Origin of the sequence: Cupriavidus alkaliphilus (assembly GCF_900094595.1) — a bacterium.
GTDB classification, from domain to species: Bacteria; Pseudomonadota; Gammaproteobacteria; order Burkholderiales; family Burkholderiaceae; genus Cupriavidus; species Cupriavidus alkaliphilus.
On sequence record NZ_FMAD01000002.1, the window covers coordinates 494,274 to 514,594 of the forward strand.

A 20,321-nucleotide genomic window follows, 5' to 3' on the forward strand; every position below is an offset into this window, starting at 1 on the left:
AGCGACAGCAGTGCGTGAGTCCCGTTCGTTCAATGCGAAAACGGCCCGCGCCCCCTCAAGGCATTCGCCACCATCATCAGCGCCAGCAAAAACGGCAGCGCCACGTACAGGCACCAGTGCACGCGGTCACCGACCACGTCGCCCCACTTGCGCTTGAACACCTGCAGCCGCGGCATGCCCGAAGGATTGGTGGCGCGCTTGTTGCGGACATGCCATGCCATCCAGAAAAAGAAGATGGCAAAGGCGACCGACAGGAAATTGATGTTACCCATGTTGAATGGCGATGGTTTTCAGGGTGGTGAATCCGTACAGGGCCTCGAAGCCCTTTTCGCGGCCGTAGCCGGACTGGCCGCTGCCGCCGAAGGGCAGCTCCACGCCGCCGCCGGCGCCGTAGTTGTTGATAAAGACCTGGCCCGCGCGCAGCTTGTGCGCCAGGCGCAGCTGGCGCCCGCCGTCGCGGGTCCAGACCCCGGCGACCAGCCCGTACGGCGTGCCGTTGGCCAGCGCGATGGCTTCGGCCTCGGTGTCGAACGGCATCGCCGCCAGCAGCGGGCCGAACACTTCTTCCTGCGCCAGCCGGTGCGCGGGCGGCACGTCGCGGAACAGCATCGGCACCTGGTAGTAGCCGGCCTCGGGCGCCTCGGCCACGATCTGGCCCTGCGCCATCACCGCCACGCCGGCGTGCTGCGCGTCGGAGACGAAGTCCCACACGCGCTGCTGCTGCTTGCGGCTGATCAGCGGGCCGCATTCCAGGTCCAGCTCGGACGGGCCCACGCGCAGCGATTCGAATACCGACGCGAGCCGGTCCAGCAGCACGTCGTAGACCGGGCGCTCCACCAGCAGGCGGCTGCCGGCCGAGCAGGTCTGGCCGGCGTTCTGCACGATGCCGTTGACCACCACCGGCACCAGCGCGTCGAGGTCGGCATCGGCAAAGACGATCTGCGGCGACTTGCCGCCCAGTTCCAGCGTGACGGGAACATGGTTCTCGGCGGCCAGCTGCGACACCAGCTTGCCGGTCTGCGGCGAGCCGGTGAACGAGATGTGGTTGATGCCGGGGTGGCGCGCCAGCGCGGCGCCGGCCTCGTGGCCGTAGCCGGTGATGAGGTTGAGCGCGCCTTCGGGCAGGCCGGCTTCGGCGGCGATCTCGGCCACGCGCAGCAGCGACAGGCAGGCGTCCTCGGCCGGCTTGACCACGCAGGCGTTGCCGGCGGCCAGCGCCGCGCCGACGCTGCGCCCGAAGATCTGCAGGGGGTAGTTCCACGGGATGATATGGCCGGTCACGCCGTGCGGCTCGCGCACCGTCAGCACGGTATAGCCCGGGTTGTAGGGAATGGTCTGGCCGTGCAGCTTGTCGACCGCGCCGGCGTAGAACTCGAAGTAGCGCGCCACCGCGCGGGCGTCGGCGCGCGCCTGGCGCAGCGGCTTGCCGGTGTCGCGGGCCTCGAGCGCGGCGAGTTCTTCCTCGTGGGCGATCAGCGCCACGGCGACGCGGTTGAGCAGGCGCACCCGCTCGGCCGGGGCCATCTGGCCCCAGGCGCCGTCGGCGGCCTGGCGCGCCGCGTGGACGGCGACATTGATATCGGTGGCGTTGCCGCGCGCGATCTCGGCGAACGGCTCGCCGTTGGAGGGATCGAAAACCTTGATGCGCAGGCCGTTGTCGGGCGCGATCAGGCGGTTGGCGACGAAGTGCTGGGCGTGCATGGGTGGCTCCGGGGCAGCATAAGGGCTGCGGCTATTCAGTGTCGGCTGAAGAATGCGCCATTATCGCCGACGCTGGCGTCGCTGCAACGCGTTGCAGCGGGCCAGCGAAGCCAGGACGGGCGAGGGCTTGTCAGCAACCGGTCAGGCGCGAGCCGCTATAATGCCCGCCATCCGACAACACAGCGCAGGCATCTGGAGAACCGCATGAGCTTCAACCTCGTATCCCCGGGCAAGGACATCCCCAACGATTTCAACGTCATCATCGAGATCTCGGCCCAGAGCGATCCGGTGAAGTACGAGGCCGACAAGGAAACCGGCCTGCTGTTCGTCGACCGCTTCATCGGCACCGGCATGCGCTACCCGGCCAACTACGGCTACATCCCGCAGACGCTGTCGGGCGATGGCGACCCGGTCGACGTGCTGGTGCTGTCGCCGTTCCCGATCCTGGCCGGGGCCGTGGTGCGTTGCCGCGCACTCGGCATGCTGAAGATGACCGATGAGTCCGGCGTCGACGCCAAGCTGGTGGCGGTTCCGGTCGACAAGCTGTCGCCGGCTACGGCCTACATGAAGGGCCTGTCCGACGTGCCGCAGAACCTGCTGGACCAGATCAAGCACTTCTTTGAGCACTACAAGGCACTGGAAGCCGGCAAGTGGGTCAAGGTCGAAGGCTGGGCCGGCATCGAGGAAGCCCACAAGGAAATCACCGACGGCGTGGCGAACTACAAGAAGTAAGCTGAACCGCCGCTGAATCAGCCCCGCTCCGGCGGGGTTTTTTATTGCCGCGCGCTTGATGCGCGTTAGCACCCGTCCGGGTGGCGCACGCTACGCTAGGCCGGTACTGACAACAGGAGTCCCCCATGCAACCCGTGACCGAAATCCAGGTATCGCCGCAGGCCCTGCCGTCGGCGCGCCGCTATGACCGGCTGGCGGTGTCCTTCCATTGGGCGGTGTTCGTGCTGGTGGCACTGGCCTATGCCGCGATCGAGCTGAAGGGCAGCTTCGCCAGGGGCACGCCGCCGCGCGCGCTGGCCATGGCGGTGCATGAATGGGCCGGCGCGCTGGTGCTGGTGCTGGCGCTGCCGCGCCTGCTGTGGCGCCTGCTGCGCGGCGCGCCCGCGCCGGAGCCGGGCGCGCGCTGGATGCAGCTGGCCGGCGCGGCCATGCACTGGGTACTGTACCTGTTCATCCTGGCCCAGCCGCTGCTGGGCCTGCTGGCGATGAATGCCGGCGGCCACCTGCTGGCGCTGCCGGCTCTGGGGATCGAAGTGCCCGCGCTGGTCGCGGCCGACCCGGCGCTGAAGAACAGCGTCAAGGACCTGCACGAAACCCTCGGCACCGCGTTCTACATGGTCATCGGCCTGCATGCGATGGCATCGCTGTTCCATCACTACATGCTGGGCGACGACACGCTGCGGCGCATGTGGCGCTGAGCGCCAGCACATAAGCCTCAGGCGCGCGCGAACGGGTTGCGCTCGCCCAGCTCGTCCAGGTAGGCGTCGATGCCCTGGCGTTCGCGCGCCAGGAAGCGCTCGACGGCATCGGCAAAGGCCGGGTGCGCCAGCCAGTGGGCCGAGCGCGTGGCCACCGGCAGGAAGCCGCGCGCCATCTTGTGCTCGCCCTGCGCGCCGCCCTCGAAGGTGCCGATGCCGTGTTCGATGCAGAACTCGAGCGGCTGGTAGTAAGCGGTCTCGAAATGCAGGCACGGGTGGTATTCGAGCGCGCCCCAGTAGCGTCCGTAGAGCGTGCTGACCTCGGGCGCCGCGTCATAGACCAGCAGCGAACTGGCGATGGGCTGGCCCGCGCGCTCGGCGATCACCAGCAGCAGGTGCTGCGGCATGGCGGCGCCGATGCGGCGGAAGAAATCCAGGTTCAGGTAAGGCGTGGAATGGTGCTCGCGGTAGGTCTGGCGATAGCAGCGGTTGAAGAACTGCCAGGCGTCGTCGTCGATCTCCGCGCCGCGCAGGCGGCGCAAGGTGATGCCGGCCTGGGCCACCTGGCGGCGCTCGGCGCGGATGTTCTTGCGTTTCTTCTGCGACAGCGTGGCGAGAAAGTCGTCGAAGCTGCCGTAGCCGTCATTGGTCCAGTGGAACTGCACGCCGTGCCGCATCAGCATGCCGGCCTGCGCCATCAGCGCGGCCTCGGCCTCGTCCGGAAACAGGATGTGCAGCGACGACATCTGGCTGTCGGCGGCGAGCGCCAGCGCCATCTGCAGCAACAGCCGGCGCGCCTCGGCGTCTTCGGCCAGCAGCCGCGCGCCGCGCACCGGCGTGAACGGGATCGCCGCCAGCCACTTGGGGTAGTACTCGATGCCGTTGCGCGCGTAGGCGTCGGCCCAGGCCCAGTCGAAGACATACTCGCCATAGGAATGCGCCTTGGCATACAGCGGCATGGCGGCGGCCAGCCGTTGCGGGCGGCCGGCCGCGGGCGGCGCCCATAACGTCAGGTAGCGCGGATGCCATCCGGTGTCCGGGCAGGCGCTGCCGCTGGCGTGCAGCGCGTGCAGGAAGGCATGCTTGAGGAAGGGCGTGGCGTCGGCGTGGCGGGCCACCAGGGCGTCCCAGGCCGCGGCATCGACCTGGCCCAGGTCGGAGACGATCTCGGTACGGTATTGCGGGGCGGCATCGCCCGCTTCGCTGCGCGTTTGCCGTGCCGGCTGGCCCTGTCCGGGCACGCATGATTCAGACTGCATTGCACCAGTTCCCTCTGTGGACCGGTCGAGTCTACCGGAAACCCCGCTCCGGGGCCGGCGTCGTAAAATGGAGCATCCTGGTCAATAGTGCTTTCGCAGGCATCCACGGATGCACCGGGCGACCCGCACGCTTGCGGCTGGTCCAACGGGCCGCCGCACCACTCCCAACACCAAGGCCCGATATGAAAAACCTGTTTTTCAACCTGTATTCGCACGGCTTTGCGCGCGTCGCGGTGGGCGTGCCGGTCTGCCGCGTGGCCGACCCGGCCTTCAACGCCAACGAGACCATTGCCCTGGCGACGCAGGCGGCGCAGCGCGGCGCCGTGCTGGTCGCGTTCCCGGAACTGGGGCTGTCGGCCTACACCTGCGACGACCTGTTCCACCAGCGCGCGCTGCTGGATGCCTGCCAGGCGGCGCTGGCCACCATCGTCGAGGCCTCGCGCAAGCTGCCGGCGGCGGTGGTGGTGGGCATGCCGCTGCGGGTCGAGCACCAGCTGTTCAACTGCGCCGTGGTGGTGGCGCGCGGGCGCATCCAGGGCGTGGTGCCCAAGACCTACCTGCCCAACTACTGGGAGTTCTACGAGGCCCGGCAGTTCAGCGCCGCCGACAACGCCGCGGTCACGTCGATCCAGCTGCTGGGCCAGGAGGTGCCGTTCGGCGCCGGCCTGCTGTTCGACATCGAAGACATCCCCGACTTCCGCTTCCACGCCGAAATCTGCGAGGACGTATGGGTGCCGATCCCGCCGTCGTCGTTCGCGGCGCTGGCCGGGGCCACCGTGCTGGTCAACCTGTCGGCATCGAATATCGTGGTGGGCAAGTCGGGCTACCGGCACCAGCTGGTGTCGCAGCAGTCGGCGCGCTGCCTGGCGGCCTACCTGTACACCTCGGCCGGCAAGGGCGAGTCGTCCACCGACCTGGCCTGGGACGGCCAGGCGCTGATCTGCGAGAACGGCGAGCTGCTGGCCGAGTCCGAGCGCTTTGCCGACACCTCGCACCTGCTGTTCGCCGATATCGACGTCGAGCGGCTGTCGCGCGAGCGCATGCACCAGGTGACCTTCGGCCACTCGGTGCGGCGGCACAAGGCCGAGGTGGACCAGTTCCGCGTGGTCCGCTTCCCGCTCGACCTGACGCTGGAAAAGTCGCTGCCGCTGGAGCGCAACGTGGCGCGCTTCCCGTACGTGCCGGCCGATCCGCGCCAGCGCGACGAACGCTGCATGGAGGTCTACAACATCCAGGTGCAGGCCCTGGTGCAGCGGCTGTCGGCGAGCAAGATCAGCAAGGTGGTGATCGGCGTCTCGGGCGGGCTCGATTCCACTCACGCGCTGCTGGTGTGCGCCAAGGCGATGGACCGGCTGGGCCTGCCGCGCGCCAATATCCTTGCCTACACCATGCCCGGCTTTGCCACCAGCGGGCGCACGCTGCAGCAGGCGCGCCAGCTGATGCAGGTGGTGGGCTGCAGCGCGACCGAGATCGATATCCGGCCGTCGTGCCTGGCGATGCTGAAGGACCTGGGCCACCCCTATGCCGCCGGCGAGAAGGTCTACGACGTGACCTTCGAGAACGTGCAGGCGGGCGAGCGCACCAACCACCTGTTCCGGCTGGCCAACTTCCACCATGCCATCGTGATCGGCACCGGCGATCTGAGCGAGCTGGCGCTGGGCTGGTGCACCTACGGCGTGGGCGACCACATGTCGCACTACAACGTCAACGCCAGCGTGCCCAAGACGCTGATCTCGCACCTGGTGCGCTGGGTCGCCGAGACCGGGCAGGTGGGCGAGGGCGGCTCGGACGTGCTGCTGGCCGTGCTCGACACCGACATCAGCCCGGAGCTGATCCCCGGCGACAGCAACCATGGGCCCGAGCAGAAGACCGAGAGCACCATCGGCCCGTACGAGTTGCAGGACTTCAACCTCTACTACACGCTGCGCTTCGGCTTTGCCCCGTCCAAGATCGCCTTCCTGGCGCAGCATGCCTGGGGCGACCGCGAGCGCGGCATCTGGCCCAACGGCCCGCACGTGGTGCGCAACCAGTACGGCCTGCCCGACATCAAGCGCAACCTGGCGATCTTCCTGGACCGCTTCTTCCGCACCAGCCAGTTCAAGCGCTCATGCGTGCCGAATGCGCCCAAGGTGGGGTCGGGCGGCTCGCTGTCGCCACGCGGCGACTGGCGCGCGCCCAGTGATTCGGAGTCCGTGGTGTGGCTGGCGGATCTGGAGAAGGTGCCGGATTGAGCGCCGGGCCCGGTTGGCGTGGCGCTGGAGTGCCGGTTTATGCACAGGTTCTCCAGCGGCTGCCCACAGGGTTATCCACAGGCGCGGACGGCTCCGGATGCGCGCCAACCCACGCAACGGCCGCGCCGGCTGTTGCCCTGGCGGAAATGCAAGCGCGCAAGGGCTGTTAAAATGCCCTCCGGAGAGCGCCGCGTCCGCGGCGATGCGCCGCCAGGCGCGTGAACAAACGATAAACAGGGGCCAGTCATGAAGCAGATTACCGCCATCATCAAACCGTTCAAGCTCGACGAGGTGCGCGAAGCCCTGGCTGACGTCGGCGTGACCGGGCTGACGGTGACCGAAGTAAAGGGATTTGGCCGCCAGAAAGGGCATACCGAGCTGTACCGCGGCGCCGAGTACGTGGTCGACTTCCTGCCCAAGATCAAGATTGAAGTGGTGGTGGCCGAGAACCAGCTCGATACCGTGCTGGACGCCATCGTCAAGGCCGCCCACACCGGCAAGATCGGCGACGGCAAGATCTTCGTCACCGAGATCGAGCGCGTGATCCGCATCCGCACCGGCGAGCAGGACGAAGCCGCGGTCTGAGCCACCGGCCAGCTCAGCGACACGCCGCCCTGCAGGGCGGCGTTTTCATTGGTGGGTACGCGTGAGCCGCCAGCTCAGCTGGGCAGCTTCCAGCCGTAGCGCACCGACGCCAGGCGCATGGCGATGATCGCCAGCGCGCCGGTCAGCAGCGCCGCCTCCTGCTGTACCTCGACCCAGGTCAGGCCGATATAGATCCAGCAGCCGATGAACGAGCAGGTGGCATAGGGCGAGCGGTCGCGCAGGATCATCGGCACTTCATTGCACAGCACGTCGCGCACCACGCCGCCGAACACGGCCGAGATGATGCCCATCATGACTGCCACGGTGGGCGTCATCTGCGCCACCAGCGCCAGCGAGGCGCCGGTCACCGAGAACAGCCCGAGCCCGATGGCGTCGGCCACGATCATGGCCCGGTCCGAGGCCACCCGGCTGACCACGCGCAGCACGAACGACGCGCCGAACGACATCACGAAGATCAGCAGCACGTAGCCCTCGTGGTCGACCCAGTAGAACGGGCGCCGGTCGAGCAGCACGTCGCGCACGGTGCCGCCGCCGAAGGCGGTGGCAAAGGCCACCACGAAGGTGCCGACCACGTCCAGGCGCTGCTTGCGCGCGTCGACCACGCCCGAGACCGCGAAGGCGAGCACGCCGATCACCTCCATGATGTGGAGGATCAGGGGCAGCCGCCCCATCAGCAACTCGAGCGGAAGATGCATCCGGGCGCGGCGTCAGGCGCGCGGCTGGCGCAGCAGCACCATCAGCGCGCCGGCGCCGCCTTCGGCCTCGCGTGCCTGCACGAAGGCCAGCACCTCCTCCTTCTGCACCAGCCAGCTGCGCACCTTGCCCTTGAGCACCGGCAGCTTGTCCGGCGAGCCCAGGCCCTTGCCATGGATCACGCGCACGCAGCGCACGCCGTTGCGCACCGAGCGGCGCAGGAACTCGGCCAGCGCCTCGCGCGCCTCGTCGCTGCGCAGGCCGTGCAGGTCGACCTTGTCCTGCGGCACCCATTCGCCGCGGCGCAGCTTGCGCACCACGTCCATGCCAATGCCGGGCCGGCGGAACGACAGCGTCTCGTCGGTCTCGAGCAGGCTTTCGACATCGAACTCGTCGGACAGCGACGCCTGCAGCACGGCCTGGTCGTTGCGCTGCGACTGCACCGGCACGGGCGCGGGCTTGCTGGGGGGATGGTGGGCGCGGTTGCGGTCGCGCAGCTGGCTGACCTGGCCCACGCTGGTGCGGAACACATCGGCTTCGGCGCGGGCGCGCTCGGCCGCCTGCTCGGCGGCAAGGCGCTCGGCTTCGCGGCGCTCGGTATCGGCCTTGAGGGTGTCGCGCAGCCTGGCAAGGTCGTTCAGGCCGAGTCGTTGGGGCGGTCGGTCGGGTTTGCGGGCGCCGTGCGTCATTGAAAAAATCTCCGGAGGCTCGGCGCCGATTATATCGACTGGCGGGGCCGCGGGCGGGCCCGCGCCCGTGTGACGCGCCGGCGGCGGTGATGGCCGCCGGCGGAGGGGTTGCTTACTTCAGGGCTTCGACGAAGCGCTGCGCGTCGAGCGCGGCCATGCAGCCGGTGCCGGCGCTGGTGATGGCCTGGCGGTAGACGTGGTCCTGCACGTCGCCCGCGGCGAACACGCCCGGCACGCTGGTGGCGGTGGCATCGCCCTGCAGGCCCGACTTGGTCACCAGGTAGCCGTTTTCCATGGCCAGCTGGCCGGTGAACAGGTCGGTGTTGGGCTTGTGGCCGATGGCGATAAAGACGCCGGCCAGCTTCAGGTCTTCGGTCTGGCCGGTCTTGGTGCCGCGCACGCGGATGCCGGTCACGCCGGAGTCGTCGCCCAGCACTTCGTCCAGCACGCTGTCGTAGCGGATCACCACGCGGCCTTCCTTCTCGCGCTGCAGCAGGCGGTCGACCAGGATCGGTTCGGCGCGGAAGCTGTCGCGGCGGTGGATCACGGTGACCTTGCTGGCGATATGCGACAGGTACAGCGCTTCTTCCACGGCGGTATTGCCGCCGCCGACCACGGCCACTTCCTGGTTCTTGTAGAAGAAGCCGTCGCAGGTGGCGCAGGCCGACACGCCGCGGCCCATGAACGATTCTTCCGACGGCAGGCCCAGGTACTGGGCCGAAGCGCCGGTGGCGATGATCAGCGCGTCGCAGGTGTACTCGCCGGCGTCGCCGATCAGCGTGAAGGGGCGGGCCGGCTGGCCGCGTTCGTCCACCAGCTTGGCGGTATGGATGTGATCGAAGATGATTTCGGTCTTGAATTCCTCGGCGTGCGCCAGCAGGCGCTGCATCAGCTCGGGGCCCTGGACGCCCTTGGCATCGCCCGGCCAGTTCTCGACGTCGGTGGTGGTCATCAGCTGGCCGCCCTGGGCCAGGCCGGTGATCAGCACCGGTTCCAGGTTGGCGCGGGCCGCGTAGACCGCGGCGGTGTAGCCGGCGGGACCGGAACCGAGAATCAGCACTTTTGCGTGTTTTGCCATGATGCGTTCCTGTGGCCGGTGCGGCATGGTGCCCACCGGCATTGCTCGAAAGCGACATTATAAGAGGAGCCGCATTTGCTCACTGTTGCAAATTCCAATGGGTGCGATAGTCTCGGGCCACGTTAAAATGGCCGCCACGATGCCTGCCAGTCACCTGGCGAGCGAGCCCCGGCCGCTGGCGGTATCGGTCCGAACCCATCCGGAATCCCTAACACGCGAGTTTCAACCAGGCATGGCCCGAGCTACCACGACCACCCGCACCGATCCCTCAGCCTTGCCATCCCGCATCGGCAAACTGCTGGGCGAGGTCCGCTGGTTCCTGCTGCTGGCCGTCACGCTGGGTTTCCTGTGCGTGCTGGCCAGCTACAGCAAGACCGATCCCGGCTGGTCGCATGCCAACCAGGTGGCCGATATCCACAACCTGGGCGGCCGCGTCGGCGCCTGGGTGGCGGATGTGCTGTTCTTCATCTTCGGCTTTTCGGCCTACTGGCTGGCGGTGCTGCTGGTGCGCCGCTGCTGGCGCGGCTGGCGCACGCTGACCGCCGAGCTGCCGGAGCGCACCGACCACAGCCTGCACCGCCAGGGTGTGACCGTCAGCTGGATCGGCTTTGTGCTGACCCTGTTCTCCAGCATGGGCCTGGAGGCGATCCGCATGTACCCGCTGCGGGCCGCGCTGCCGCGCGCGCCCGGCGGGGTGCTGGGCGACCTGCTCGGCGGCTGGCTGCAGGTGGCGCTGGGCTTTACCGGCGCAACCCTGCTGCTGTTGCTGCTGCTGGCAATCGGGCTGTCGCTGTTCTTCCATTTCTCGTGGCTGACCGTGGCCGAGCAGATCGGCGGCTTTGTCGAGACCCTGTTCCTTGGCTTCAAGGCCCGCCGCGAGAGCAAGCAGGACCGCATCATCGGCGAGGCCGCCAAGACCGAGCGCAAGGAAACCGTCGAGGTCCAGCGTGTGCGCATCGAAGAGGCCGCGCCGGTGCAGATCGTGCGACCGCAGGCGGTGCCCAAGCACGAGCGCGTCGAGCGCGAGAAGCAGCAGCCGCTGTTCGCCGATATCCAGGACTCGGACCTGCCGCCGCTGTCGCTGCTGGACCCGATCCCGCCGCACCAGGAAACCGTCAGCGCCGAGACCCTCGAATTCACCTCGCGCCTGATCGAGAAAAAGCTCAAGGACTTCGGCGTCGAGGTCAAGGTGGTGGCGGCCTACCCGGGCCCGGTCATCACCCGGTACGAGATCGAGCCCGCCACCGGGGTCAAGGGCAGCCAGGTGGTGAACCTGGCGCGCGACCTAGCGCGTTCGCTGTCGCTGGTGTCGATCCGCGTGGTCGAGACCATCCCCGGCAAGAACTACATGGGGCTGGAGCTGCCCAACCCGAAGCGCCAGACCGTGCGCCTGTCGGAAATCCTGGGCTCGCAGGTCTACAACGAGAGCGCGTCCAGCCTGACCATGGCGCTGGGCAAGGACATTGCCGGCAAGCCGATGGTGGCCGACCTGGCGCGCATGCCGCACTGCATGGTGGCCGGCACCACCGGCTCGGGCAAGTCGGTGGGCATCAACGCGATGATCCTGTCGCTGCTGTACAAGGCCAAGCCCGAAAGCGTGCGCCTGATCCTGATCGACCCGAAGATGCTCGAAATGAGCGTCTACGAGGGCATCCCGCACCTGCTGTGCCCGGTGGTGACGGACATGCGCCAGGCCGGCAACGCGCTGAACTGGGCCGTCGGCGAGATGGAGCGCCGCTACAAGCTGATGAGCAAGCTGGGCGTGCGCAACCTGGCCGGCTACAACAAGAAGATCGACGAGGCCGCGGCGAAGGAAGAGAAGATCCCGAATCCGTTCAGCCTGACCCCGGACGCGCCGGAACCGCTGGAAAAGCTGCCCACCATCGTCATCGTCATCGACGAGCTGGCCGACCTGATGATGGTGGTCGGCAAGAAGGTGGAAGAACTGATCGCCCGCATCGCGCAGAAGGCGCGCGCCGCCGGCCTGCACCTGGTGCTGGCCACGCAGCGCCCGTCGGTGGACGTGATCACCGGCCTGATCAAGGCCAACGTGCCGACCCGGATCGCATTCCAGGTCAGCAGCAAGATCGATTCGCGCACCATTCTCGACCAGCAGGGCGCCGAAACCCTGCTGGGCATGGGCGACATGCTCTACCTGGCGCCCGGCACCGGCTTGCCGGTGCGCGTGCACGGCGCCTTTGTCTCGGACGAAGAAGTCCACCGGGTGGTGGAGAAGCTCAAGGAATCCGGCGAGGCCAACTACATCGAGGGCATCCTGGAAGGCGGGCTGACCGATGACGGCGCCGGTGGCGACGGGTTTGGCGGCGGCGCCGGCATCGGTGGAGGCGGCGGCGAAGCCGATCCGCTGTACGACCAGGCGGTCGAGGTGGTGCTGAAGAACCGGCGCGCGTCGATCTCGCTGGTGCAGCGCCACCTGCGCATCGGCTATAACCGCGCCGCGCGGCTGCTCGAGGACATGGAGAAGGCCGGGCTGGTCTCGGCCATGTCGGGCAACGGCAACCGCGACATCCTGGTGCAGGGTGGCGGCGCCGCGCGCGAAGATGACTGAGCGTCGCTCGCGCGGCCTTCGGAATATCGCTCGTAATATCCAGTTACCCGCCGGCGCGTGGCGCGCGGAATCCCCGCGCTGACGGCGGCTCTAAAAGGACAGGTCGCACGCGCCCGGCCCCGATGCGATACGGCGGGGCGCGGCACCACCCCTACCACTACCAGGATCCCAACCATGCGAAACCGCATCCTCGTGTCGGCTTGCGCCGCGCTGGCGATGTTTGCGCTGCAGGCGCCGGCCCACGCCGCCGCCACCGACCAGTTGCAGAGCTTTGTGACCGGCGTGAAGAGCGCGCGCGGCGAATTCACGCAGCGTCAGGTCAAGGGGCAGGGCGCCAACGTCAAGGTGACCGGCACGTCCAGCGGCACCTTCGTGTTCTCGCGTCCGGGCAAGTTCACATGGCGCTATACCAAGCCCTACGAGCAACTGCTGCAGGCCGACGGCCAGACCCTGTACATCTATGACAAGGACCTGAACCAGGTCACCGAGCGCAAGCTCGACGGCGCGCTGGGTTCCAGCCCGGCGGCAATCCTGTTCGGCAGCAACGACCTCGACAAGAATTTCGTGGTCAGGAACGGGCCGACGCGCGATGGCGTGGAATGGCTGGAGCTGACGCCCAAGGCCAAGGACACGCAGTTCGAGCGCATCGGCATCGGTTTCAAGGCCGGCAATCTCGAGGCGATGGAGCTGCGCGACGCGTTCGGCAACACCACGCTGCTGACCTTCACCGGCATGCAGAAGAACCCGCCTCTGGCAGCCGATGCGTTCCGGTTCACGGTGCCCAAGGGCGCCGACGTGATGAAGCAATGAGGGCCGCCATGATCGATGCGCACGAAGGGTCGGCAGGATCGGGAAGAACGTATCGTCGCGGTGGCGTGGCGTTGCTGGCCGGCGCTGGCGTGCTCGCGCTGGCGGCGTGCGCCAGCAGCGGCGGTGGCGCCAGCAAGTTCGATGTCGATGCCTTCCTGCGCGCGCCGGATTCGGCGTTGCCCGAAGTGGTCGGCAATCCGGCCTTCCTCGCAGCCACCCGCGTGCCCGCCACCGAATGCGCGGTGATGCTGCAATCGACCAGCACCGGCGTGCTGGAAGACCTGCCGCCGAGCAGCAACGCGCGCGGCCCGGCCTGGCTGCTGCATCCGAAAGACAAGCCCGGCCAGGTATGGCTGGTGGTCAGCGAGGCCGGCGGCGAACGTACCTGCCACGGCCCGCTGCCGGCCGACGCGATGAAGACCCTGGCCAGCCGCGCCCGGGGCTGAGTCCCCCTGCCGGCGCGCGGCGCGGCTCAGTGCGGCTTGATGGCGATCTTCAGCACGCCGTCGCGCTGGTTGGCGAACAGGTCGTACGCCGCGACGATATCCTCCAGCGGGTAGTGGTGGGTCACCAGCAGGCCCAGGTCGACGCGGCCCGATTCGATCACATTGACCAGCCGGCGCATGCGCTCCTTGCCGCCGGGGCACAGCGCCGTGTTGATCTTGTGGTCGCCCAGCCCGGCGGCAAAGGCCGCCAGCGGGATGGTCAGGTCGCTCGAGTACACGCCCAGGCTGGACAGCGTGCCGCCGGGCTTGAGCACGCGCAAGGCCTGCTCGAAGGTCGCCTGCGTGCCGAGCGCCTCGATCGAGGCATCGACGCCGCGGCCGCCGGTCAGCTTCATGATTTCATCCACCACGTCGCAGTTGCGGAAATTGAGCGTGACGTCTGCGCCCATCTTGCGCGCGATCTCGAGCCGGTGGTCGTTGCCGTCGATGGCGATGATGGTGGTCGCGCCGCATAGCCGGGCACCGGCCGTCGCGCACAGGCCGATCGGGCCCTGGGCGAACACCGCGACGGTGTCGCCGATGCGGATGTTGGCATTCTCCGCGCCCTTGAAGCCGGTCGACATGATGTCGGGGCACATCAGCACCTGTTCGTCGGTGAGCCCGTCCGGAATCGGTGCGAGGTTGGCCTGCGCATCGGGCACCAGCACATATTCCGCCTGCGTGCCGTCGATCAGGTTGCCGAAGCGCCAGCCCGCGGTGGCCTTGTAGCCATGGCAGCCGCACAGCCCCTGTTGCACCAGGTAGCTGCCGTCCTGCGAGGCCGCGCCATCCTGCGCGGCGTAGGAATTGAAGTTGGGGCAGATCGCGCCGGCAATGACGCGCTGGCCTTCGCGGTAGCCGGCCACCGCGCTGCCCAGCTTCTCGATCACGCCGACCGGCTCGTGGCCCACCGTCAGGCCCCGGGCGACCGGGTATTCGCCCTTGAGGATGTGCACGTCGGTGCCACAGATCGTGGTGGTGGTGATGCGGACCAGCGCATCGTTGGGGCCGACATCGGGGATGGGCTTGTCGGCCAGTTCGATCCGGCCGGGCTCGACAAAGATGGCAGCTTTCATCATTGCGGTCATGCGTTTCTCCCAGTGGGTACGGGTGTGGCGAATGGGCCCGGCCGTTGCCGGGCCCGCCTGATTCCTTGATAGCACCCATGGGTTATAGGCTGGTTTATCCAGGTCAAGCGCGGATCAGACAGCGGAAAACGCCGGCGTCGCGCCGATTCGGCAAAAGTTTCAGATCTGAATGAAAAGAAACTGAACCCCATGCGGCGCCATGTGTCCCAGAATCCTCTGACTCGCCAACCCTGACAGGAACCTCCCCATGATTACGATGCTTGCCATGATGCGCAGCCGGACCCATCAACTGCTGTGGCTGGCGGCGGGCGGCGCGTTGCTGGCCGGCTGCGCCGCCGTCCCGGCGGAGCCAGGGGCGCCGGCACCGGCGCCGGGCCCGCAAGGTTCGCTCGGCACGCCGGCCGGCTGTGCGGCGGACTAGCTGGCGGACGACGCGCTGGTCGGCAAGCCCGAGGCCGAAGCCATCGGCCTGCTGCAAGGCTGCGCGTGGCGCCTGGGCGAACGGGACGGCCAGCAGTTTCCCGGCACCATGGACTACAACCCGCAACGGCGCACGCTTGGGATCAAGGCCGGCAAGGTGGTGTGGGTGCGGCGCGGCTGAGGCCGCCTCCGTGCCGGTGTTGACGGGTCATCTTGACCCCGCGCAAGCGTGACCCAACATGACAGAAATGTAATTTGACCGCCTGAACAAGAATCAATATTGTTTTCCGCTGACCGGAATCCAAACACCGGGCGGCCTTGGGGGTGCCCGGCGGCTGCCCAAACCATGCTGGGGAGCCAACCGCGTGAAAACCACCATCCGAACCTTGCTGCCGCGCGCTGCGGCACTGGCCCTGCTGACGCTGCCGCTTGCCGCGGCGGCCCAGGAGAAGGTGCTCAACCTCTACACCGCGCGGCACTACCAGACCGACGAGGCGCTGTACGCCAACTTCACCAAGCAGACCGGCATCAAGATCAACCGCATCGAAGGCCAGGAAGATCCGCTGCTGGAGCGCATCCGCAACGAAGGCGCCAACAGCCCGGCGGACGTGTTCATCACGGTGGATATCGGGCGCCTGTGGCGCGCCCAGCAGGCCGGCGTGTTCGCGCCGGTGAAGTCGAAGGTGCTGGAGTCGCGCATCCCGGCCAACTACCGCGATCCGAATGGCGAGTGGTTCGGCTTCTCGGCACGCGGCCGCGTGATCGCCTACAACAAGGCCGCGGTCAAGTCCGGCGACATTGCCAACTATGAAGACCTGGCCGACCCCAAGTGGAAGGGCAAGGTCTGCACGCGCTCCAGCGGCCATGTCTACAACCTGTCGCTGATTTCCAGCCTGATCGCCCACGACGGCGAGGCCCGCACCGAGCAATGGGCGCGCGGCGTCGCCGCCAACCTGGCGCGCGTGCCCAAGGGCGGCGATACCGACCAGCTCAAGGCGGTTGCCGCCGGCGAGTGCGACGTGGCCATCGCCAATACCTACTACATCGCGCGCCTGCTGAAGTCGACCAAGCCCGAAGACAAGGCCGTGGCCGACAAGCTGGGCGTGGTGTGGCCCAACCAGTCGAGCCAGGGCGTGCACATGAACGTCTCCGGCGGCGGCATGCTCAAGCACGCGCCGAACAAGGAAGCGGCGGTCAAGTTTCTGGAGTACCTGGCCAGCGACGAGGCGCAGCGCTACTTTGCCGACGGCAACAACGAATGGCCGGTGGTGAAGGGCGTGAAGGTCAGCAACCCCGTGCTGGAAGCGCTGGGCGAGTTCAAGTCCGATGCCATCAATGTGGCCGAGCTGGGCAAGTACCAGCCGCAGGCGCAGAAGCTGGTGGATCGGGCGGGGTTCAAGTAAAGCCGAAGGATTGCCTGGCTCTGCTTTTCTCCCCTCTCCCGCGCGCGGGAGAGGGGAGAAACAAGCGGTTGCCAAGTTATCAACTGTCAGACGTCGCTGTCACAGCAAAAACCGCTTGTTCCCCGTCACCTGCGTCGGTTCAACCTTGCGGAACGTCAGCTTGACACTGCTGTTGAGCCGGCGCCCCGCCTGCCTGCGCACCAGCGCCCGGTGCAGCAAGCCCTTGTGGCCGACCGTGCCTTCGGCATAGGGCTGGTCCGAGGTCGAGCCCAGCGCCATCGCCGCCAGCGCCTGGTTGCGCTCCGCGGCGCTCTTCTCCAGCAGCTTGTCCAGCGCCATGCGCGCCCGCACCTGTGCCGCCAGCGCGGTATCGCTCGGGTTGGCGCGGGCGCGGTCGGCATCCCACGGCAGTTGTACCTTGCCGGCCAGGCGGCGCAGCGCGGCGCGCAGCTCGGCGCCATCCATGCGGGTTTCCTGCACGATCCAGACGGCGTCGTGGCGCACGGCTGCTTCGGCATCGGCCATGCGGCGCACCAGCGCCGGCTGCAGCGCGGGCGTGGAAAATTGCCGCGCGCGGCGGACCGCATTGAGGGCGATGCGGCGTACCTGCGGGTTGGCATGGTCGAACAGGTCGTCGATCACGCGTGCGGCGCTGTCGGGCGAGCCGATCATCTCGGCCAGCTGTCCGGCCAGCGAGACTTCTTCCACGCCGCTCAGCTTGTTGCGGCTGAGCCGGTTCAACTTGAACAGCAGGATGTGATATCGCAGCATAGGCTCTTGTGCGGCGGGCATGCCGCGGGTCGCGCCCGGGCGGAGGCCGGGCCATAAGAGGCTATCGGCGCGAGGCGCGCGCGACTTTAGCGCGACTGGGGGCGGCTCAGCGCTGCGCCTGGCGGCGGATCGTGCGCGACAGCACGATCACCGGCAGCAACCCCACCGCCACGATCACCAGCGAGGCGGTGGCGGCCTCGGTCAGGCGTTCGTCGGCGGCCAGGTTGTAGGCCTGCACCGCCAGCGTGTCGAAATTGAACGGCCGCATCACGAAGGTGGCCGGCAATTCCTTCATCACGTCGACAAAGACGATCAGCGCGGCGGTCAGCAGGCTGCCGCGCAGCATCGGCAAATGCACGCGCCGCAGCGTGGCCCCGGGGCCATGGCCCAGGCTGCGCGCGGCCGCGTCCATGCTGGGCGTGATCTTGCCCAGCCCGGCGTTGACGGTCTGCAGCGCCACCCCCAGGAAGCGCACCAGCAGCGCGTAGACCAGCGCGGCGATGCCGCCGGTCAGCAGCAGTCCCGCCGAGACCCCGAACTGCTGCTGCAGCCACGCCGACAGCGCATTGTCCAGCCGCGCCACCGGCACCAGCACCCCCACCGCGATGACCGAGCCCGGCAGCGCATAGCCCATGCCGCACACCCGGGTCAGCCCGCGCATCAGCCAGCTGCGCTTGCCGTTGACCGCGCGCGCGGCATAGCCCACCGCCAGCGCGACCGCCACCGCCGCCAGAGCGGTGGCGCTGGCCAGCAGGAAGCTGTTGCGCACCAGGCCGACAAAGCGCGGGCCGAACTGCGCGTCGCCATCGGTAAAGGCCATGCGGCACAGCATCAGCGCGGGCACCACGAAGCCCAGCAGCACCGGCACCAGGCACGCCGCCAGCGCCAGCCAGCCGCGCGCGCCGTCCAGGGTCCAGGCCGCGGCGCGGCGCTGGTTGCCGAACACCTGCGCGCGGCCGCGGCTGGCGCGCTCCATCAGCAGGATGGCGGCGACGAACAGCAGCATGCAGGCGGACAGCTGCGCCGCGGCGTTCTTGTCGCCCAGCGAGAACCATGCGCGGTAGATGCCGGTGGAGAAGGTCGGGATGGCGAAGTAGGCCACGGTGCCGAAGTCCGCCAGCGTTTCCATCATCGCCAGCGCGGTGCCGGCGACGATGCCCGGCCGCGCCAGCGGCAGCACCACGCGCCAGAGCCGGCTCCAGGCGCCATGGCCGAGCAGGCGCGCAGCTTCGAGGGTGTTCTGGGTCTGCTGCAGGAAGGCGGCGCGCGCGGTCAGGTAGACGTACGGGTACAGCACCAGCGAGAACAGCGCGATCGCGCCGCCGAGCGAGCGGATCTCGGGAAACCAGTATTCGCGCGCGCGCCAGCCGGTCAGCTCGCGCAGCCAGCCCTGCACCGGGCCGGCGAACTGCAGCGCGTCGGTGTAGGCGTAGGCGATCACATAGGCCGGCATCGCCATCGGCAGCACCAGCGCCCATTCCATCACGGCGTGGCCGGGGAAACGGCAGGTCGAGACCAGCCAGGCGGTGGTCACGCCCAGCAGCAGCACGCCTGCGGCGACGCCGCACAGCAGCCAGACGGTATTGAGCACGTATTCGGCCAGCACCGTGTCGATCAGGTGGCGCCAGGTATCGCCGGCGGGCAGCAGCACGGCCGAGGCGATCACCAGCACCGGCACGGCGATCAGCAGCGCCATCGCCACGGTGGCCAGGGTCAGGGGATGGAAGCGGCGGCGGCTGGACAGGAGCATGCGCGGGAACGGTGAGCAAAGTGCCGCCCGCCGGACCTGCGCCTGGCGGCGCGGTGTGCGGGCTGACGCATTCTAGCAATGCCGGCGGCGTCGGGCGCGCGTAGGAAGGTCGTGCGGGGCTGCACGATCGCGGCACGTCCCTATAATGCGCACATGCGAACCGATTCCTATTCACGACTGCTTGACACCCCGGCCCGCAGCCGTCCGGCTACCCGCGCGGATGCGCCGGATGCGGCAGTCCCCGCTCCGGCTGTCATCGAGGTGGAGCGTATCCGTCACGCCTTCGGCCGCCATGCCGTGGTCAAGGGCCTGTCGTTCTCGGTGGCGCGCGGCCATATCGCCTGCCTGCTGGGGCCCAGCGGCTGCGGCAAGACCACGGTGCTGCGGGCGATCGCGGGGTTCGAGCCGCTGCAGGACGGGCGCATCGTGCTGGAAGGGCAGACCGTGTCCTCGTCGGGCACGCTGCTGGCGCCGGAGCAGCGCCGCATCGGCATGGTGTTCCAGGACTATGCGCTGTTTCCGCACCTGGACGTGGCGGCCAACGTCGGCTTCGGCCTCACGCGCGCGCGCCGGGCCGAGCGCGCGGCGCGGGTCGACGAGGTGTTGCAGCTGGTCGGCCTGGCCGGCGCCGGCGGCCAGTATCCGCACGAACTGTCCGGCGGCCAGCAGCAGCGCGTCGCGCTGGCACGCGCGCTGGCGCCGCGCCCGGAACTGCTGCTGCTCGACGAGCCGTTCTCCAACCTCGATGTGGACCTGCGCGAACGCCTGAGCCTGGAAGTCCGGTCGATCCTGAAGGCGCAGGGCACCACCGCCATCCTGGTCACGCACGACCAGCACGAAGCCTTCGCCATGGCCGACGAGATCGGCGTGATGCACGACGGCGTGATCGAGCAATGGGGCAGCGCGCACGACCTGTACCACCGTCCGGCGTCGCGCTTCGTCGCGGGCTTTATCGGCCAGGGCGTGCTGATGGCCGGGCGCATGCGTGATGCCGCCCAGATCGAACTGGAACTGGGCCTGCTGCGCGCGGCCGTGCCGCTGGACCTGCCGGCCGGCGCGGCGGTCGACGTGCTGGTGCGTCCCGACGACATCATTCACGACGACGCCAGCCCGATGCGCGCCGAGGTCGTGCACAAGGCCTTCCGCGGCGCCGAGATCCTGTACACGCTGCGCCTGGCCAGCGGCGGCCGCGTGCTGGCGCTGGTGCCCTCGCACCACAACCACGCCGTGGGCGAGCGCATCGGCATCCGCGTCGAGATCGAGGACGTGGTGGCGTTTGCCGCCTGAGCGCGCGCGCAAGCGCGCCGGCGCCGATGGTCTACACTGTGGCGTTCTGCA

General features: G+C 68.5%; 18 protein-coding genes and 1 pseudogene. 10 read left to right on the top strand and 9 right to left on the bottom strand.

Going from position 1 to position 20,321, the window contains the following annotated elements; all coding sequences use genetic code 11:
* Window positions 1–29: 29 nt before the first annotated feature.
* Window positions 30–272 carry a hypothetical protein gene (locus GA0116996_RS05780; protein WP_010813008.1) on the bottom strand — a complete coding sequence of 81 codons (243 nt, stop codon included), beginning with the start codon at window positions 270–272 and terminating at the stop codon, window positions 30–32.
* A complete protein-coding gene (locus tag GA0116996_RS05785) occupies window positions 265–1,701 on the bottom strand; it encodes an aldehyde dehydrogenase family protein (protein ID WP_092308111.1) in 1,437 nt (478 codons plus the stop codon). Before GA0116996_RS05785 ends, GA0116996_RS05780 begins: the two co-directional genes overlap by 8 nt.
* A gap of 204 nt (window positions 1,702–1,905) precedes the next feature.
* Between GA0116996_RS05785 and ppa the strand changes: the two genes are divergently transcribed.
* Both ppa and GA0116996_RS05795 read left to right on the top strand, forming a co-directional pair.
* Window positions 1,906–2,433 carry an inorganic diphosphatase gene (ppa, locus tag GA0116996_RS05790; RefSeq protein ID WP_012352043.1) on the top strand — a complete coding sequence of 176 codons (528 nt, stop codon included), beginning with the start codon at window positions 1,906–1,908 and terminating at the stop codon, window positions 2,431–2,433.
* 125 nt (window positions 2,434–2,558) lie between these two features.
* On the top strand, window positions 2,559–3,131 hold the full coding sequence (locus GA0116996_RS05795; protein WP_092308113.1) for a cytochrome b: 573 nt from the start codon (window positions 2,559–2,561) through the stop codon (window positions 3,129–3,131).
* 17 nt (window positions 3,132–3,148) lie between these two features.
* On the opposite strand, the gene GA0116996_RS05800 is transcribed toward GA0116996_RS05795, so the two are convergent.
* A complete protein-coding gene (locus GA0116996_RS05800; RefSeq protein WP_092308115.1) occupies window positions 3,149–4,390 on the bottom strand; it encodes a GNAT family N-acetyltransferase in 1,242 nt (413 codons plus the stop codon).
* Window positions 4,391–4,572: 182 nt separating this feature from the next.
* Between GA0116996_RS05800 and GA0116996_RS05805 the strand changes: the two genes are divergently transcribed.
* Both GA0116996_RS05805 and glnK read left to right on the top strand, forming a co-directional pair.
* Window positions 4,573–6,621: an NAD(+) synthase gene (locus GA0116996_RS05805; RefSeq protein ID WP_092308117.1), complete on the top strand. Its 2,049-nt coding sequence runs from the start codon at window positions 4,573–4,575 to the stop codon at window positions 6,619–6,621.
* Window positions 6,622–6,867: 246 nt separating this feature from the next.
* Window positions 6,868–7,206, top strand: a complete 339-nt coding sequence (gene glnK, locus GA0116996_RS05810; RefSeq protein WP_006162803.1) for a P-II family nitrogen regulator — start codon at window positions 6,868–6,870, stop codon at window positions 7,204–7,206.
* 74 nt (window positions 7,207–7,280) lie between these two features.
* Here glnK and GA0116996_RS05815 read toward each other — a convergent pair whose 3' ends face one another.
* The 3 genes from GA0116996_RS05815 to trxB form a co-directional block, all read right to left on the bottom strand.
* Window positions 7,281–7,922: a trimeric intracellular cation channel family protein gene (locus GA0116996_RS05815; RefSeq protein ID WP_092308119.1), complete on the bottom strand. Its 642-nt coding sequence runs from the start codon at window positions 7,920–7,922 to the stop codon at window positions 7,281–7,283.
* A 12-nt stretch (window positions 7,923–7,934) separates the two neighbouring features.
* Entirely contained in the window at window positions 7,935–8,609 is a 675-nt protein-coding gene (locus tag GA0116996_RS05820) for a Smr/MutS family protein (protein ID WP_092308121.1), read from the bottom strand.
* Window positions 8,610–8,721: 112 nt separating this feature from the next.
* Window positions 8,722–9,687 carry a thioredoxin-disulfide reductase gene (trxB, locus tag GA0116996_RS05825; protein WP_092308402.1) on the bottom strand — a complete coding sequence of 322 codons (966 nt, stop codon included), beginning with the start codon at window positions 9,685–9,687 and terminating at the stop codon, window positions 8,722–8,724.
* A gap of 232 nt (window positions 9,688–9,919) precedes the next feature.
* On the opposite strand from trxB, the gene GA0116996_RS05830 reads away from it, so the two are divergent.
* From GA0116996_RS05830 to GA0116996_RS05840, 3 genes are all read left to right on the top strand, one after another.
* Entirely contained in the window at window positions 9,920–12,256 is a 2,337-nt protein-coding gene (locus GA0116996_RS05830; RefSeq protein WP_092308123.1) for a DNA translocase FtsK, read from the top strand.
* A gap of 174 nt (window positions 12,257–12,430) precedes the next feature.
* A complete protein-coding gene (gene lolA / locus GA0116996_RS05835; protein ID WP_018007095.1) occupies window positions 12,431–13,066 on the top strand; it encodes an outer membrane lipoprotein chaperone LolA in 636 nt (211 codons plus the stop codon).
* 8 nt (window positions 13,067–13,074) lie between these two features.
* On the top strand, window positions 13,075–13,512 hold the full coding sequence (locus GA0116996_RS05840; protein WP_092308125.1) for a hypothetical protein: 438 nt from the start codon (window positions 13,075–13,077) through the stop codon (window positions 13,510–13,512).
* A gap of 26 nt (window positions 13,513–13,538) precedes the next feature.
* Here the strand turns inward: GA0116996_RS05840 and GA0116996_RS05845 are convergent, their stop codons facing one another.
* Window positions 13,539–14,639: an NAD(P)-dependent alcohol dehydrogenase gene (locus tag GA0116996_RS05845; protein WP_092308127.1), complete on the bottom strand. Its 1,101-nt coding sequence runs from the start codon at window positions 14,637–14,639 to the stop codon at window positions 13,539–13,541.
* A 247-nt stretch (window positions 14,640–14,886) separates the two neighbouring features.
* Here GA0116996_RS05845 and GA0116996_RS05850 point away from each other — a divergent pair.
* A pseudogene (locus GA0116996_RS05850) lies at window positions 14,887–15,240 on the top strand (hypothetical protein).
* Window positions 15,241–15,424: 184 nt separating this feature from the next.
* Window positions 15,425–16,462 carry a Fe(3+) ABC transporter substrate-binding protein gene (locus GA0116996_RS05855; RefSeq protein WP_092308129.1) on the top strand — a complete coding sequence of 346 codons (1,038 nt, stop codon included), beginning with the start codon at window positions 15,425–15,427 and terminating at the stop codon, window positions 16,460–16,462.
* Between the two features lie 99 nt (window positions 16,463–16,561).
* Here GA0116996_RS05855 and GA0116996_RS05860 read toward each other — a convergent pair whose 3' ends face one another.
* Window positions 16,562–17,233, bottom strand: coding sequence for a hypothetical protein (locus tag GA0116996_RS05860; RefSeq protein WP_092308131.1), 672 nt, complete (start codon window positions 17,231–17,233; stop codon window positions 16,562–16,564).
* 106 nt (window positions 17,234–17,339) lie between these two features.
* Window positions 17,340–18,983, bottom strand: a complete 1,644-nt coding sequence (locus GA0116996_RS05865) for an ABC transporter permease (RefSeq protein ID WP_092308133.1) — start codon at window positions 18,981–18,983, stop codon at window positions 17,340–17,342.
* Between the two features lie 153 nt (window positions 18,984–19,136).
* Here GA0116996_RS05865 and GA0116996_RS05870 point away from each other — a divergent pair, with 153 nt between their 5' ends.
* The gene (locus GA0116996_RS05870; RefSeq protein WP_092308135.1) at window positions 19,137–20,270 is read left to right on the top strand and encodes an ABC transporter ATP-binding protein; all 1,134 of its coding nucleotides are present in this window, start codon (window positions 19,137–19,139) and stop codon (window positions 20,268–20,270) included.
* Window positions 20,271–20,321: the final 51 nt, after the last annotated feature.